This window comes from Dietzia sp. WMMA184 (genome assembly GCF_002441635.1).
GTDB lineage: Bacteria > Actinomycetota > Actinomycetes > Mycobacteriales > Mycobacteriaceae > Dietzia > Dietzia kunjamensis.
This window is the reverse complement of record NZ_NXEI01000001.1, coordinates 3,380,725-3,394,663: the sequence shown is the minus strand read 5'-3', so window position 1 is coordinate 3,394,663 and position 13,939 is coordinate 3,380,725. Positions and strand designations below refer to the sequence as shown.

Genomic DNA, 13,939 nt, shown 5'->3' with positions numbered 1-13,939 from the left:
CGGCTCAGATTCCCAGGATGGAGCTGAGGATCCGCTGCGCGACCTCTTCCGCGGTCCCGTCCTCGGGGCGGATGTGCAGGTCGGGGGTCAGCGGCGGCTCGTACGGAGCCGACACCCCGGTGAACTCCGGGATCTCGCCGGACCGGGCCTTGGCGTACAAGCCCTTGGGGTCACGGGCCTCGCACTCGGCCAGCGGGGTGTCCACGAAGACCTCGGTGAACGGCAGGTCGGCCTTGGCGTGGACGTCGCGCGCCGCGTCGCGGTCGGCGCGCATGGGCGAGATGAGGGAACAGACGACGACGACGCCGGCGTCCGCGAACAGCGCCGCGACCTCCGCGGTGCGGCGGATGTTCTCGGCGCGATCGGCGGCCGAGAACCCGAGGTCGGCGTTGAGGCCGTGCCGCAGGTTGTCGCCGTCGAGGATGTAGGCGGGGTGCCCGGACTCGATGAGCAGTCGCTCCACCTCGGACGCGATCGTGGACTTGCCCGAGCCCGACAGGCCGGTGAGCCACAGTGTGCGGCCCTGTCCCCGGTCCCCGCGCTGGACGGCCCCGGCGTGCCAGACCACGTTGGACCCCGTGGTGGCGGGCCCGATGATCATGCCCGCGCCCACGGTGTTGCCGGTGATCTCGTCGACCATGATGAACGCACCGGTGTCGCGGTTGCGCCGGTACGGGTCGTACATCAGCGGGGTCTGCGTGCGCAGTCCGATGCGGCCGATCTCGTTGAGGTCGAGCTCTGTGGAATCCGGGTCGCGGTGCAGGGTGTTGACGTCGAGCCGGTACTCCATCCCCGTGACGATCGCCTTGGTGTCTCGGGTGGTGTGCTTGATGACGTAGCGCTTGTTCTGCTGCAGCGTGGTGGCGTCGTCGAACCAGCAGACCATCGCCTCGAGTTCGGTGCCCTGGTGCGGACGGTTGCCCGGACGGGCGATCATCTCGCCGCGGACGATGTCGATCTCGTCGTTCAGTGCGATCGTCACGGCGGCGGGCGCGGCGGCCTCGTCCAGCTCCGCCCCGCCCGGGCCCCAGATCGCCTTGACCGTGGACTGCCGACCGGACGGCATGACCACCACGTCGTCGTCGACCTTGATGATGCCGCCCGCGACGGTGCCGGCGAACGAGCGGTGATCCAGGCCGTCGGCGCGCTGGGGACGGATCACGTACTGGACCGGGAACCGGACGTCGGTGAGGTTGCGGTCCGAGGCGATGTGCACGTTCTCGAGGTGGTCCAGCAGCGCCGGCCCGGTGTACCAGGGCATGGAATCAGTCGAATCGACGGCCCCGTTGACCACATTGTCGCCCTTGAGCGCGGACAGCGGCACGAACGTGACGTCGTGGACCTCGAGCTTGGCGGCGAAGTCGGTGAACTCGGTGCGGATGGCCTCGAAGGTGGCCTCGTCGTAGTCCACCAGGTCCATCTTGTTCACGGCCACGACCAGGCGCGGTATGCCCAGCAGTGCGGAGAGGAAGGCGTGGCGGCGCGTCTGCTCGAGGACACCCTTGCGGGCGTCGACGAGGATGATCGCCACGTCGGCCGTCGAGGCGCCGGTGACCATGTTGCGCGTGTACTGCACGTGGCCCGGGGTGTCCGCGATGATGAACTTGCGCCGCGGGGTCGAGAAGTAGCGGTACGCCACGTCGATCGTGATGCCCTGCTCCCGCTCGGACCGCAGCCCGTCGGTGAGCAGCGCGAGGTCGGTGTACTCGTCGCCCCGCTTGGCGGAGGTGGCCTCGATGGAGGCGAGCTGGTCCTCGAAGATGCCCTTGGAGTCGAACAGCAGCCGACCGATGAGGGTCGACTTGCCGTCGTCGACGGAGCCGGCGGTGGCGATGCGCAGCAACTGGGCCTGGTCGGACATGGTGTGGCCGGTCTCCACGGTGGCGGCCTCGGGGTTCGGGACCGCGGTGGTGGGGGCCGAACCGGCGGTGGTCGGGGTGCTCATCAGAAGTAGCCCTCCTTCTTGCGGTCTTCCATGCCGGCCTCGGAGATCCGGTCGTCGGCGCGGGTCGCGCCGCGCTCGGTGACGCGGGTGCCCGCGACCTCGGCGACGACGGCGGCGTTGTCGGCGGCGTCGGACTCGACGCAGCCGGTGCAGGTGGCGTCGCCGACGGTGCGGAAGCGGACCAGTTCGGTGCGGGCCTCCTCGCCGGGCAGCGTCTCGAGGAACCGGGTGTTGGCCAGGAGCATGCCGTCGCGCTCGATGACCTCACGCTCGTGGGCGTAGTAGATCGGCGGCAGGTCGATGTCCTCGCGCTCGATGTACTGCCAGATGTCCAGCTCCGTCCAGTTGGACAGCGGGAAGACCCGGATGTGCTCGCCCTTGCGGTGGTTGCCGTTGTAGAGCTTCCACAGCTCCGGGCGCTGCGCGCGGGGGTCCCAGGCGCCGAACGCGTCACGGAACGAGAAGACGCGCTCCTTGGCGCGGGCCTTCTCCTCGTCGCGGCGGGCACCGCCGAAGACCGCGTCGAAGCGGTTCTCCTGGATGCCGCGCAGGAGGGCGGTGGTCTGCAGCCGGTTGCGGCTGGTGCCCGGACCGGTCTCCTCGACCACGCGGCCGGCGTCGATGTCGTCCTGGACGTGGGAGACGAGCAGCTGGACGCCGGTCTCCGCCACGACCCGGTCGCGGTACTCGATCACCTCGTCGAAGTTGTGTCCCGTGTCCACGTGCATGAGCGGGAACGGCATCGGCGCGGGCCAGAAGGCCTTGCGGGCGAGGTGGAACATCACCACCGAGTCCTTGCCGCCGGAGAAGAGCATCCCCGGGCGTTCGAACTGCGCGGCTACCTCGCGGAAGATGTGGACGGACTCCGCCTCGAGCGCGTCGAGATGCGAGAGCGTCACCGCCGACCTCGTCGTCATGCGACCTCCAGTGTCGTGGACCGTCCGGGGTACCGGGCGGCTGACGGCAGACAGATCTGTCTGCCATCGGGCATCCGCACCATCGTGCGCCCGCCGAGCCGCGATATGCACCTCGGCGAGGGCATCTGGCATGCCCCTGTCGAATAACAGGCATACCCTGTCGACTATGCGACACGAACCGACCCATCGGGCGCTCTCGGTGATCGAGGCCCTCGCGAACGACGGCCCTCCCCTGCCCCTGGCCGAGCTCGCGCGCGTCGCCGGCGCCAGCCGGTCGACCCTCCACGCGGTGCTCTCCGAGATGGAGTCCCAGGCCTGGGCGGAGAAGGTCGGCGGCGGGTGGCGTGCCGGGCCGAGACTGCGCGAGGTGGGCACGGCGCTGGGCGCCGAGGTCGATCTCGTCCGGGCGGCCCGCGAGCCCCTCGAGGCCCTGGCCGACGCCACCGGCATCGCCGCCGTGGTCTTTGAGCTCCGCGACGGGATGGCCGAGGTCGTGGACTCGGTCGGTGCCGGCATGCGCACCGCCTCCCGGGAGGTCATGCCCGTCGGTCATGTGGTCCCGGTGCGTGCGCCCTTCGCCCGCGAACTGGCGGCCCGCCTCCCCGTGGTCGAGCAGCGCCGCTGGCTCGCCGACTCCGCGGGGCTCACCCCCGCCGCACGGGATCGACTCGAGACTGTCCTGCCGCAGATCGCGCGACGCGGGTGGTCGATCGAGCGACTGACCCCCGCACGACGCGAACTACTCCGGATGGCCGACTCCCTCGAGGCGTCCGGGATCGGTGCCCTGGTCCGTGACCGCGTGTCCGAACTGTTCGTGGAGCTGTCGGAACTCGACGTGACCAACGCGGAGCTCGACGCCGCCGCGGACCTGGCGGTGGCCTCGATCGCGGCACCGGTCCTGCGTGCGGACGGCCGCGCGATCGGATCGGTGGCCGTCGCCCCGGGCCGACGCATGACCGGTCGGGCCGTCGCCCGTGCCACCCGGGCGGTCAGCGCGTGCGCCGACTCGGTCTCCGCCCGGCTGGCCTCGCGCCCGGGCCGCGCCCCCGCCGTCGGCCTGCCCCCGCACCTCGTCCACCCGGCGCACGCGGCGCGCCACCCCTGAGCCCGGACCCGCCTGCCGCCGCCCCCACACCCGCCCGACCCCGCCCGACCCTCGCGGGCGCGACGACCTCCCGACCAACCGCCCACTACCGGGGGCATCACGCACGCCGCCGCGGCCGTATGGTGTAGATCACACACCCCCCGACCGGCCGGAGGCGCCCTGTGACCCAGACCGTCCGCCCCTCCTCCCCTGCCCCCGGTGAGGACCACATCGATCTGTCCTGGCGCAGATCCGCATCGTGCGGACTCACCCCGAAGAGCGCCCGGCCCGGGGCTCCCGACCCACGCGCCTCCCGCTCCCACCGGCTCGCGGAGGCCGCCCGTCCGGTCATGGACGACCTGGACGAGGTCCTCAAGGACACCGGGGCGATGCTCCTGCTCGCCGACCGTGAGGGTCGGGTCATCCGCTCGGTGCGCGACAACGCCCGGATCTCCCGCATGCTGCTGCGGCGAGGGGTCGACGACGGGGCGACCCTGACCGAGGACGCGGTGGGCAACAACGGAATCGGCACGGCCCTCGAGACCCGCGCCGGGGTGTTCATCCACGGCGAGCAACACTTCGCCGAGGTCCTGCGCGACTTCGCCTGTTACGGGCACCCGATCATCGACCCGCTCACGCGACGCCTGGTCGGCGCGGTGGATCTGACGGGTATGAGCGCCGACGCCTCCCGCATGTTCGCGCCGTTCGTACGGAAGATCGTCGCGGACATCGAGGCCCGCTACGTCGACACCGCCCGTGCCGACGACCGCGAACTGTGGCACCGCTTCGTCGAACGCACCCGCACCTCCGACACCGCGACCTGCGCGTTCGGCGACGAGGTCGTACTGGCCTCGCACTCGAGCCTGGAACGGCTGGACTCCCGCGACCTCGGCAGGCTCCGGCGCCTGGTCGACCGGGACGAGCTGGGCGACTCCGTGGAGCTGTCGGTGGGTACGGTCGGGGTGCTCTCGAGCCGTGTCGGCCGCCGTGGGCACCTGCTCGACCTGGTGTTCCCGGACCAACAGCACCCGGCCGTGCCCGTCCTGGGCAGCACCCGGCCTGCCTCCACTGCCGCCATGGCCGCGTCCACCCCGGGGAGGTCGGCGATGCCCGCCGCGTCCACGCCCGGCTCCTCCAGCGGGGCCACCGGGCGGGCCCACGCCGTGGTCGGCCCCTCCGGGTCCGGACGATCGACGACGGCGCGGGACATCGCCGGCCCGGGCGCCCTGCACGTCCGTCTCGCGGAAGCCGACAGCGCGGACGCCGCGTGGATCGGGCTCGTGGTGCCCGCCCTACGTGACCAGGGCGATCAGGGCAGGCCGCTGGTCCTGGACGACATCGACCTCCTCGACGACGCCGACCTGCGCCGCCTGGCAGCACGCCTACGGTCGGCGGAGGCCGCCCTCGTCGTCGTCACCAGTCGCGAGGACCCCCGCGCGGCGGTGACGGAGGCACTGGACGCGTGCGGGACGAGGACCGTTCTGCGGCCGCTGCACGAACGGGGGGCCGAGAGCGCCGAGATCGTCGCCCGGATGGTGACGGAACTGACCGCCGAGAAGGGGCTCGGCCCGACCGTGCCCACAGCGCGCTTCACGGACGCCGTCTGCGCCCTGGACCTGCCCAACGGACTGATCTCCCTGCGGTCGATCCTGAGCGAATGCCTCACCGAATCCGGGCACAGGGGATCGACGACCCTCGACGTGGACTCACTGCCGTCCCGCGCCCGCACCGGACGCCCGCCCCGGGCCGGGGTGCTGGCGAGAGGCGAGTACGACGCGATCGTCGCCGCCCTGGCCGAATGCGACGGCGTCCGGTCACGCGCCGCCAAACGGCTGGGCATCAGCAGGACCACCCTGTACGCCCGGATGCGGGAGTTCGGGCTGTCCTGACGCGCACACGGCGCCCGCCGTCACCGTGTCCAGAAACTGAACACTCCGGAGGGCCGACTCGCCCCCAGGATGAGTTGTGATCAGCCTCACAACCGAGGCGGTCGGATCTTCGGAGGAAATTATGACCGGCACACTCTCCCGCGACACCGGCTCGGGCACCGACTCCGGCGCGCACGTCGACGAGCGCCTGGGCGCCGAGGCCCGCGACTTCCTGGCCCGTCCGCATCGCCTGCTCATCGGCGGACAGTGGGTCGACGCCGCCGACGGCCGCACCTTCGCCACCCACGACCCTGCGACCGGTGCCGAGATCACCCGGGTCGCCCACGGCGGGCCCGAGGACGTCAACCGGGCCGTGGCCGCCGCACGCCGCGCATTCGACGACGGCGCCTGGGCCACCATGAAGCCGCGCGAGCGCGAGCAGATCCTGTGGCGCATCGGCGACCTGCTCGACGCCAAGGCCGAACTGTTCGGTCAGATCGAGGCGCTCGACAACGGCAAGTCCGTCGCGATCGCCACCGCCGTCGACGTGGCCTGGGCCGCGGACGTGTTCCGCTACTACGCCGGCTGGGCCACCAAGATCGAGGGCTCCACCGTCCCGGTGTCCATGCCGTTCGCCGGTGACAAGCAGTTCCACGCCTACACCCAGCGCGTGCCCGTGGGCGTGTGCGGGCAGATCATCCCGTGGAACTTCCCGCTGCTCATGGCCGCGTGGAAGCTCGGCCCCGCCCTGGCCACCGGCAACACCCTCGTTCTCAAGCCGGCCGAGCAGACCCCGCTCACCGCCCTCCTGCTCGGCGAGGTCTGCCAGGAGGCAGGCGTGCCCGACGGCGTGGTCAACATCATCACCGGCTTCGGCGACGCCGGCGCCGCCATCTCCGGCCACGACGACGTGGACAAGGTGGCCTTCACCGGCTCCACCGAGGTCGGCAAGCTCATCGTGGACGCCGCCAAGGGCAACCTCAAGAAGGTCTCCCTCGAGCTGGGCGGCAAGAGCGCCAACATCGTCTTCGCCGACTGCGACTGGGACGCCGCCGTGGCCGGCTCCGTCGCCGCGTGGATGTTCAACCACGGCCAGGCGTGCACCGCCGGCACCCGCCTCTACGTGGAGGACTCGATCTACGACGAGTTCACCCAGGCGGTGGCCGACGCCGCGTCCCAGGCCACCATCGGCCACGGACTCGACCCCGACACGGTGCTCGGACCCGTCGTGGACCAGGACCAGTTCGACAAGGTCTCCTACTACCTGCGCGCCGGCATCGAGGACGGCGGCCGCGCCCTGACCGGCGGGGCCCGCCATGGCGACACCGGCTTCTTCATCCAGCCGACGGTGTTCGTGGACGTCAAGCCCGAGGACCGGGTCGTGAAGGAGGAGATCTTCGGCCCCGTCGTGGCCGCCCTGCGGTTCTCCGACGTCGACGACGCCGTCCGCCAGGCCAACGACTCGATGTACGGCCTCGCCGCCGGCGTCTGGACCAAGGACCTGTCCAAGGCCCACCATGTCGCCAGCCGCCTCCAGGCCGGATCCGTGTGGGTCAACCAGTACAACGGCTTCGACACGGCCATGCCGTTCGGCGGGTTCAAGCAGTCCGGGTGGGGTCGCGAGCTCGGCGCCGGCGCGCTCGACCTCTACACCCAGACCCGGTCGGTCAACATCCAGCTCTGACACGACCGGCCCGCCCAGACCGGACCGCCCCCAGACCGGGACCCGGCGTCCCCGTGACCACTCCGGGGACGCCGGAGTCCCCCCCTTCCCACACCGTCGCCCTTCCCACACCGTCCCCTTCCCGCACGCCCCCGAAAGGACCACCACCGTGAAGACCAAGGCCGCCGTACTGTTCGACACCCACAAGCCGTTCGAGATCATCGAGCTCGACCTGGACGACCCGGGCCCCGGCGAGGTGCTCATCAAGTACACGGCCGCGGGCCTGTGCCACTCGGATCTACACCTGTCCGATGGCTCACTGCCGCCCCGCTTCCCGATCGTCGGCGGTCACGAGGGCGCCGGGATCATCGAAGCCGTCGGCGAGGGCGTCACCAAGGTCAAGCCCGGCGACCACGTGGTGTGCTCGTTCATCCCCAACTGCGGCGTCTGCCGCTACTGCTCGACCGGCCGGCAGAGTCTGTGCGACATGGGCGCCACGATCCTCGACGGCCACATGCCCGACGGCACCTTCCGCTTCCACTCCGGCGGGCAGGACTTCGGCGCCATGTGCATGCTCGGCACCTTCTCGGAACGCTCGGTCATCTCACAGCACTCGGTGGTCAAGGTCGACGACTGGCTGCCGCTGGACAAGGCCGTGCTCGTGGGATGCGGGGTGCCCTCGGGCTGGGGCACCTCGGTCTATGCCGGCGGAGTCCGTCAAGGCGACACCGTGGTGATCTACGGCATCGGCGGCCTGGGCATCAACGCCGTGCAGGGCGCCGTTCACTCCGGCGCCCGCCACGTCGTGGTGGTGGACCCCGTGCAGTTCAAGCGGGACGAGGCGCTGAAGTTCGGCGCCACCCACGCGTTCGCGAGCGCGGCCGAGGCCCACGCCGAGGTCGAGAAGCTCACCTGGGGTCAGATGGCCGACCAGGCGCTGATTCTCGTGGGCACCGTCGAGGAGCAGGTCGTCTCCGACGCGTTCGACGTGATCGGCAAGGGCGGCCGGGTGGTCATCACCGGCCTGGGCAACATGACGGACAAGACCGTGCAGGTCAGCGGCACCATGATGGCCCTGTTCGGCAAGACCATCACCGGCACGCTCTTCGGCTCCGCCAAGAGCTTGTCAAGATAATTGTGTGAGTTTTGGTTAGTGATGTCTGTCACATGTGGGGGTCGAAGCGTTCCGGGTAGGCCAGTGCGAGTTCGGCCAGTGCGGCTCGCCAACCGTGGATGGTGGCGCCTTCGACGAGTCTGGGGATCGATTTCCGGGGGCCTGCGTGGCCGTCTGCTCGGCGTTGAGCGTCCTTGGCGCGTTCTCGGTCTCGTCGGTCCTCGATGTTGCGTATGGCTAGCCATAGCAGCTTGATCGCGGCGGCATCGCTGGGGAAGTGCCCGCGGTTCTTGGTGATCTTGCGCAGCTGGTAGTTCAGCGACTCGATCGAGTTCGTGGTGTAGATCAGCTTGCGTGTGGCTGGGCCGAAGGCCAGGAACGGGATGAACCGCTCCCAGGCGGCCTCCCACGACCTGACGGCGGTGGGGTACTTGGCGCCCAGCGGCGATTCGGCGAAGGCCTCCAGTGCGGCTCTGGCGGCCTCGGCGTTGGCGGCGGTGTAGATCGGCTTGAGTGCCTTGGCCACGTTCTTGCGGTCGCTGTAGGACACGAACCGCATCGAGGCCCGGATCAGGTGCACCACGCAGGTCTGCACCTCGGCGAAAGGCCAGGTCGCGGCAATCGCCTCGGACAGTCCGGTCAGCCCGTCGCAGGCCACGATCAGGACGTCTTTGACGCCGCGATTGGCCAGTTCGGCGCACACGCTGGCCCAGAACGCCGCGCCTTCCTTGGCCTGCACCCAGATGCCGAGCACGTGCTTGACGCCCTCAAGATCGACCCCGACCGCGATGTGGGCAGCGCGGGTCTTCACGTGGGCTCCATCGCGGATCTTGATGTGGATCGCGTCCAGGAACACCACCGGGTAGAACGCCTCCAACGGGCGGTGCTGCCAGGCGGCGACTTCGTCCAGGACCGCGTCGGTGACGTTGGCGATGGACTCGTGCGACAGCTCCACCCCCAGCGTCCGCGCGAGGTGGTGCTCGATCTCCCGGACGGTCATCCCGCCGGCGTACAGCGAGATGATCTGGTCCTCCAGCCCGCCGAGCCGGCGGGCGCCCTTCGGGACGAGCTGGGAGGCGAACGAGCCCTGCCGATCGCGGGGCTGATCCAGCTCCACCGGGCCGACCTCGGTGGCCACGGTCTTGCGCGAAGTGCCGTTGCGGTGGTTTCCGTCCCCGCCACGGGCGTGGGCATCGCGGCCCAGATGCTCGGTCAGCTCGGCGCCCATGCCCCGCTCAAGGACGGCCTTGAGCATCTCGTTCAAAAAGCCGTCCTTGCCAGTCAACTCCAACCCTCGCGAACGGGTCTCGGCGAGTACGTGATCAATCAGCGCATCCGAGAACACCTCCCGGCGAAGCCCAGCAGCATCTGATACATCCGTAGCGTCGTGGTCGTCAACAGCCATAGCGTTCATGATTCCTCCTCCGGATCAACTCACACAGACCATCTGACACGCCCTCCGCCAACCCGCAGTACGACATCGTCAAGCTCCTGCGGCTGTACGACGAGGGCAAGCTCAAGCTCGACGAGCTCATCACCACCACGTACACGCTCGACCAGGTCAACGACGGCTACCGGGATCTGCAGGACGGGAAGATCATGCGCGGCGTGATCATCCACGACACCTGATCCGGCGGTAGGACCCATAGACCGGAGTCGGTCGGGCCGGGCGGGACGGCGCACCCGCCCTCCCCATCCGACCGACTCCTCCCCCCCCCCCCCCCCCCCCCCCCCCCCGGCGCGCGCCGCCCTCCCCCCTGGGCTGCGCGCGTCGGTGCGTCAGCCGGCAGCCGCTCCCGCGGATGGCGTCTTGCTCCCGCCGCTGCCCGCCCAGCCCGCAGCCGCTCCTCGCCATGGCGTCCCGCTCCCGCCGCTGCCCGGCAGCCGCTCCCGCGGATGGCGTCTTGCTCCCGCCGCTGCCCGCCCAGCCCGCAGCCGCCCCTCACCATGGCGCCTCGCCCACCCTTCGGTGCGCGCGAGACGCCATCCCGGCGTGCGGCTGCGTCAGGGTGTGGGCGCGCCGCCGGTCACCGAGAGCGTGTTGCCGGTCGTGTACGACGACTCCTCGGAGGCCAGATATACGTACGCGCCGGCCATCTCGACCGGCTGCCCCGGCCGACCGAGCGGGTTCTTCTGCCCGAAGTACGGCAGCTTCTCCGGCTTCTGCCCGCCCGTCACCTGCAGCGCGGTCCAGAACGGGCCCGGCGCGACGGCGTTCACGCGGATCCCCCGCGGCGCGAGCTGCTGCGCCAGCGCCTTGGACATCGTGTTGACCGCGGCCCGCGAGGTCGCGTAGTCCACCAGGCCCGGCGACGGCGTGTAGGCCTGCACCGACGAGGTGAAGATGACGCTCGCACCCGGCTGCAGATGCCCGAGTGCCTCCTGCATCATCCAAAACGGCGCCGAGATGTTGACGTTCATGGTCTCCGCCCACTGCTCGGAGGTCAGGTCCTCGAGGCTCTCGACGTAGGTCTGCCGGGCGGCGTTGAGCACCAGCACGTCGATCCCTCCGAGCCCGGCCACGGCGTCGCGGACGATCCCCCGCGCGACCTCTTCGTCGCCGACGTCTCCGGGCAGCAGGACGCAGGTGCGGCCGGCCTCGCGGACCAGCCGGGCGACATCCTCGGCGTCGGACTGCTCGGAGGGCAGGTAGCCGATCGCCACGTCGGCCCCCTCGCGGGCGTACGCGATCGCCACCGCGCGACCGATGCCCGAGTCGCCACCGGTGATGAGCGCGCGGCGACCCGTGAGCCTGCCGTGTCCGACGTAGGACGTCTCACCGTGATCGGCGGGCGGCTCCAGCTCGGAGGCGAGCCCCGGCACCGGCTGCGACTGCATCGGGATGTCGACCTCGTACTTGGTGGTGGGGTCGATGAGCGGCTGGGCGTTCGGGTCAGTGGTCACGGGAGGCCTCCTCGGAAGTCGGAATCTCGACCGTACGCTCGCCCACCCCGGCGGAAGCTGAACCGACACTTCTCCGCGCGTGCGCCCTGTCCAGCCACGCCAACTCCTCTTCGATTATCGAGGTCCGCATGAGAAAGCGCGCTATCCCGCCCGGCGCCCGCGACTTGATGCCCGGCTTTCGCGAGATGTACACCTTCATGATCTCCTGCTTGAGAATCCAGGACACGAAGAACATCACAATTGCGCCCACGAAGAACACATTCGTGAGCACCAGAACCGCAGGGCCCGTCTCCCGACCAACAAGAGGGCTCACGATGTAAACGGTCGACAGCAACATCGTGTAGAACGCCGAGAAGGTCCCGAGTATGGTGAGAAATCGTACAGCCTGAGCCGCGCGATACCGGGCAACCGCCTCCGCGCTGAGCGATTCCAACTCCGCTTCCAGATGAGCGCGTCCGCTGACCCGCTCGAGCGCGGCCGACAGCCTGTCGATCTTCTGGGAGAACCGCTCTCGACCCACGGAGGCTGTGATTAAGGCCCCCACCAGAGCGGGAATCGCCACAAGAAGAGACTCGGGAATGCTCGTCATGCGGCGACGCTAACTTGGCGCTACGACATCGCTATCGTCCCCTGACAGGCAATGGCAATGTCGGACGGTCGGCAGCAACGGGGGCGCCATCCTGAAAGACTGGGCGACATGCACAGCCGCCGTTCAGCACTCCTCCCGTCCGCCGCTCGTCACGTCGCCTCGGCAGTGGCGTCGGTGCTCGTGGCGGCGGGACTCGTCGTCGTCCAGGGCGCCGCCACCACCGCACCGGCCGCGCACGCCGCGCCCACCTGGGGCGCGTGCCCCGACACCGTGTCCACTCCCGGCGCGGTCTGCACGACGGTGACCGTCCCGCAGGACTACTCGCGGCCGGATGGCGAGACCATCGACGTCACGGTGTCCAAGCTCCCGGCCCGCGACCCGGGCGCCCGGCGCGGGGTGCTGTTCGGCAACGCGGGAGGACCGGGCGGGGACTCCCTGACCTACTTCGACGACAACGAACTCTTCACCTGGCCCGATGCCCTGCGCGATGAGTGGGATCTGATCGGCGTGCAGCCCCGGGGACTCGCCCACGCCGGGCCCCTGCAGTGCGCTCCGCTGAACCCGGCGGACGTCCTGATGTTGGCGACCAACGTCGGCGGAGCGCACCGGGCGGCGTGCGAATCGGTCAGCGGCGACGACTGGCGACACCTGACCACCGAGAACACCGCCCGCGACTGGGAGCAGGTGCGACTGGCGCTCGGCGAGGAGCGGATCTCGATCCACGGCCTGTCCTACGGCACCCTGCTCGGATCCACCTATGCGACGCTGTTCCCCCAGCACACGGACAAGGTCGTGCTGGACTCGGGCGCTCACCCGGACTGGATGTGGAACCAGGTCCTGCTCGAGCAGAACGAACCGCACAAGCGGCGGGTTCACGACATGTTCGACTGGATCGCGGCCAACGACGCCACGTACGGCCTGGGCGACACCCCGCTCAAGGTGTATCAGCGCTGGACGGAGCGGGTGCTCGCCGAGGCCGGCACCACCCCGACACTGGCTCCACCGCCCGCGCGCGTGGGCGATGTGCCGGCGGAGTGGCAGGCCCTGGCGCAGGCGTGGATCGACGGTACGACGCTAACCGGCCCGGCGCGGGCGCAGCTGGAGGGCCTCGCGCGGCAGCTGCTCAACCCCGGCGCGATGCAGTCGCAGTCGATCACGCTCGCCGCGACCCGGAGCCTCGCGCCACAGTCGCAGGGCTGGCCGATACTGGCGGCGGCCCTGCGCGACGGCACGCCCTTGGGCATGGTCGATCCGGAGATGCCGGCCGTCCCCGCGGAGGCGCTGATCGCGGTGAACATGCAGTCGGCGATCCTCTGCAACGAGAACCGCGTGGCCCCGCGACCACTGGACTACCCGGCCTTCCTGTGGACCCAGTTCGTCACCGGCGACATCTTCGACGCCACCGGCCTGATGTTCAGCTCGGGCGCGGCGTGCGCGGGAGCTCCCGCCGTCACCACGCCCGTCGAGGTGAGCGGTGACGCGCTCGAGGTGCCGCCGCTGCTGATCAACTCGGTGGCGGACCCCCAGACCCCGCTGCACGGCGCCCGCGCGCTGGGGGACCGGATGGGCGCACACATGATCACCGTCGACGGCGGCGATCACGGGCAGGTCGCCAAGGGCAACGACGTCGTCGACGACGCCGTGGTCGAGTACCTGCGCACCGGGCACACCGAGACCACCTCGGCGCCCGCGCCGCCGGCACCCGTCGCGCGGTGACAGCCCGCCGTGCCCGCCCGCGGTGGCGGGGCGACCGTTGCGAGGCGGCCGGGCCGCGCGGTCGACAGGCCTCGACCGGATGCGAGACGGCGCCGGATCACCCAGACTGCGGAGACGACCGGATTCCATCGATTCGAAG

Annotated in this window: 9 protein-coding genes and 2 pseudogenes; 6 read left to right on the top strand and 5 right to left on the bottom strand. The window is 70.4% G+C overall.

Annotation, left to right across the window (positions count from 1 at the left end; translation table 11 throughout):
- Window positions 1-4 precede the first annotated feature (4 nt).
- Together cysC and cysD are read right to left on the bottom strand one after the other, a co-directional pair.
- Window positions 5-1,945: an adenylyl-sulfate kinase gene (gene cysC, locus CK206_RS15655; RefSeq protein WP_082923948.1), complete on the bottom strand. Its 1,941-nt coding sequence runs from the start codon at window positions 1,943-1,945 to the stop codon at window positions 5-7.
- The gene (gene cysD / locus CK206_RS15650) at window positions 1,945-2,862 is read right to left on the bottom strand and encodes a sulfate adenylyltransferase subunit CysD (protein ID WP_067716962.1); all 918 of its coding nucleotides are present in this window, start codon (window positions 2,860-2,862) and stop codon (window positions 1,945-1,947) included. The genes cysC and cysD overlap by 1 nt, the downstream gene beginning before the upstream one ends.
- A gap of 166 nt (window positions 2,863-3,028) precedes the next feature.
- On the opposite strand from cysD, the gene CK206_RS15645 reads away from it, so the two are divergent.
- The 4 genes and pseudogenes from CK206_RS15645 to CK206_RS15630 form a co-directional block, all read left to right on the top strand.
- Window positions 3,029-3,967, top strand: coding sequence for an IclR family transcriptional regulator (locus CK206_RS15645; RefSeq protein ID WP_067716965.1), 939 nt, complete (start codon window positions 3,029-3,031; stop codon window positions 3,965-3,967).
- Between the two features lie 161 nt (window positions 3,968-4,128).
- Window positions 4,129-5,835 carry a helix-turn-helix domain-containing protein gene (locus CK206_RS15640; RefSeq protein ID WP_096906967.1) on the top strand — a complete coding sequence of 569 codons (1,707 nt, stop codon included), beginning with the start codon at window positions 4,129-4,131 and terminating at the stop codon, window positions 5,833-5,835.
- 121 nt (window positions 5,836-5,956) lie between these two features.
- Window positions 5,957-7,498 carry an aldehyde dehydrogenase family protein gene (locus CK206_RS15635; protein ID WP_253695621.1) on the top strand — a complete coding sequence of 514 codons (1,542 nt, stop codon included), beginning with the start codon at window positions 5,957-5,959 and terminating at the stop codon, window positions 7,496-7,498.
- A gap of 148 nt (window positions 7,499-7,646) precedes the next feature.
- A pseudogene (locus tag CK206_RS15630) lies at window positions 7,647-8,594 on the top strand (NDMA-dependent alcohol dehydrogenase); the annotation flags it as partial.
- 46 nt (window positions 8,595-8,640) lie between these two features.
- Here CK206_RS15630 and CK206_RS15625 read toward each other — a convergent pair.
- Complete coding sequence (locus CK206_RS15625; protein WP_069388925.1) at window positions 8,641-9,996, bottom strand: IS256 family transposase; 1,356 nt, start codon at window positions 9,994-9,996, stop codon at window positions 8,641-8,643.
- Between the two features lie 53 nt (window positions 9,997-10,049).
- Here CK206_RS15625 and CK206_RS20485 point away from each other — a divergent pair.
- Window positions 10,050-10,220 (top strand): annotated as a pseudogene (locus CK206_RS20485) (alcohol dehydrogenase); the annotation flags it as partial.
- A 375-nt stretch (window positions 10,221-10,595) separates the two neighbouring features.
- On the opposite strand, the gene CK206_RS15615 reads toward CK206_RS20485, so the two are convergent.
- On the bottom strand, window positions 10,596-11,495 hold the full coding sequence (locus tag CK206_RS15615) for an SDR family oxidoreductase (RefSeq protein WP_069389416.1): 900 nt from the start codon (window positions 11,493-11,495) through the stop codon (window positions 10,596-10,598).
- Window positions 11,485-12,084, bottom strand: coding sequence for a hypothetical protein (locus CK206_RS15610; RefSeq protein WP_069389415.1), 600 nt, complete (start codon window positions 12,082-12,084; stop codon window positions 11,485-11,487). The genes CK206_RS15615 and CK206_RS15610 overlap by 11 nt, the downstream gene beginning before the upstream one ends.
- A 108-nt stretch (window positions 12,085-12,192) precedes the next feature.
- Between CK206_RS15610 and CK206_RS15605 the strand changes: the two genes are divergently transcribed.
- Window positions 12,193-13,800 carry an alpha/beta hydrolase gene (locus CK206_RS15605; RefSeq protein WP_187701599.1) on the top strand — a complete coding sequence of 536 codons (1,608 nt, stop codon included), beginning with the start codon at window positions 12,193-12,195 and terminating at the stop codon, window positions 13,798-13,800.
- Window positions 13,801-13,939: the final 139 nt, after the last annotated feature.

Excerpts from the sequence above, each read along its gene's own strand:
- cysC (WP_082923948.1), bottom strand. The coding sequence starts at position 1,945 with ATGAGCACCCCGACCACCGCCGGTTCGGCCCCCACCACCGCGGTCCCG.
- cysD (WP_067716962.1), bottom strand. The coding sequence starts at position 2,862 with ATGACGACGAGGTCGGCGGTGACGCTCTCGCATCTCGACGCGCTCGAG.
- CK206_RS15645 (WP_067716965.1), top strand. The coding sequence starts at position 3,029 with ATGCGACACGAACCGACCCATCGGGCGCTCTCGGTGATCGAGGCCCTC.
- CK206_RS15635 (WP_253695621.1), top strand. The coding sequence starts at position 5,957 with ATGACCGGCACACTCTCCCGCGACACCGGCTCGGGCACCGACTCCGGC.
- CK206_RS15625 (WP_069388925.1), bottom strand. The coding sequence starts at position 9,996 with ATGGCTGTTGACGACCACGACGCTACGGATGTATCAGATGCTGCTGGG.
- CK206_RS15610 (WP_069389415.1), bottom strand. The coding sequence starts at position 12,084 with ATGACGAGCATTCCCGAGTCTCTTCTTGTGGCGATTCCCGCTCTGGTG.
- CK206_RS15605 (WP_187701599.1), top strand. The coding sequence starts at position 12,193 with ATGCACAGCCGCCGTTCAGCACTCCTCCCGTCCGCCGCTCGTCACGTC.